Genomic DNA, 1,570 nt, shown 5'->3' on the forward strand with positions numbered 1-1,570 from the left:
CATAACCTAAAATTAATTGTTTTTTGCTAATAACTTTAGGGTTATAAAATGTCCGGTTTTTGGGGAGACTTACAATCCTTTGAAAATTGACTATTCAATTGTTGGATTGAAAGTAAAAATTTTTCATACCAAACTTTAGATTTTAAATTTTGTGCTTTTTCATGAAGTTCAATCATTTCACTTGCATATGAAATTCCGTCATTAAGCAATTCATAAATTTTCACATAAAATGCGTCTTGATAAATACTATCAAATTCTTTTTGTAAGCAATCATTTAGATAGAACAGTTTTTTAAGCCACATTTCAAAATGTTCAAAATGATTCCGCTCTTGTAAGTGAATTAAATAATCACTCATTTTCTTAAAGCTTATACTACTTATTTATAGTTAGTTTTGAATTGTTCGTAAAATTCCTTTTGAGAAATATAGATAGCTGTTGCCATAAACCCATTGTTCAGTATAATCATTTTTACTAATGCTTTTATTTATTTTATCAGGTTCTCCCCATGATAGTTTACACATTTCGTCTGTCATACCAACCTTAACTTTATTTGCTAATATTGCTTCAGCGTTATCTTTACCAAATTTTTTTACCAATATTTCAAAATCTTCAGAATTCATAAAATCTTTATAAATAGATGGTCTTGTTGTTGTTCTGCTTGGACCTTCTTTTAAAAAATATACAGGTAGTTCTACAGTATTATCAAAGTTTGATAAAATTATCATAGGTGTTTTAAAAGAACTTGTATAAACATTTACTAAAGAAACATCTACGACCTTCCATAAACTTTTTTCTTCTACTTTTGTATTTTGTCCATTTAAAAGATTAATAATTCTTTTGTGATAAACAGAATTTGAATCTTCTGACTCATTCAACATAGTTCTTCTCGCATAATATTTTTTGTTTTTATAATAATTTTTTAAAAAATCAAGATGAGAAACTATCATAATGTTATAAGGATACCTAAACTCATATAATTTAGGTTTCCATATTACGATTTCATTTGTTGTTTTGTCAACTAATGTAAAATGTAATTCGTTATAATCCTTAATAATAGTTCTTGATTTACTTAAATCAAAATCGATCACTTTAAAAGTTTTGCCACCGACATTATCATAACTAAAATTATCATTTTCATCTCCTAAATAGTGTTTTATTGTTCTTTTTTCAATTATTTTTTTGCGACCCTTTGGAACTTCAACACTTATTTCTTTAGGAGTCTGATAATACATATCATCAAACATAGTTTTATCACTTGGTGAAACATAAGATCCGAAGTTTGAGGGTAGAATAAAGAATTCTTGTCCTACATATTTTTTATACTCTTCTAAATTATCATGATGCATAAAGTTAAGCTCACTACTATATGTAGTATTAACAGTTGGCTTTTGTGGAGTCAGATTTCTCTCACTAATTTGTGCATACATGAAATTCAAACTAAATAAAAATCCGAATAAAATGTTGATTTTTTGATTCATAACAGTTGTTTTTTTAGGTGGTCTCAAATTGCTAGTGCAACTTTTGTTTTTGTAAAAGTATTATTTTTTTTGAGTGATTTTAATAAAATATG

The 1,570-nt window shown here is 26.2% G+C and carries 2 protein-coding genes; both read right to left on the bottom strand.

What is annotated here, in order from left to right; all coding sequences use genetic code 11:
* Positions 1 to 41: 41 nt before the first annotated feature.
* Positions 42 to 356, bottom strand: coding sequence for a hypothetical protein (locus tag AC23MB_RS14215; protein WP_487787634.1), 315 nt, complete (start codon positions 354 to 356; stop codon positions 42 to 44).
* A gap of 30 nt (positions 357 to 386) precedes the next feature.
* Complete coding sequence (locus tag AC23MB_RS14220; RefSeq protein ID WP_487787635.1) at positions 387 to 1,478, bottom strand: hypothetical protein; 1,092 nt, start codon at positions 1,476 to 1,478, stop codon at positions 387 to 389.
* Positions 1,479 to 1,570 lie beyond the last annotated feature (92 nt).

The sequence above is a fragment of the Soonwooa sp. T0.1_25 genome (assembly GCF_057652215.1).

Excerpts from the sequence above, each read along its gene's own strand:
- AC23MB_RS14215 (WP_487787634.1), bottom strand. The coding sequence starts at position 356 with ATGAGTGATTATTTAATTCACTTACAAGAGCGGAATCATTTTGAACAT.
- AC23MB_RS14220 (WP_487787635.1), bottom strand. The coding sequence starts at position 1,478 with ATGAATCAAAAAATCAACATTTTATTCGGATTTTTATTTAGTTTGAAT.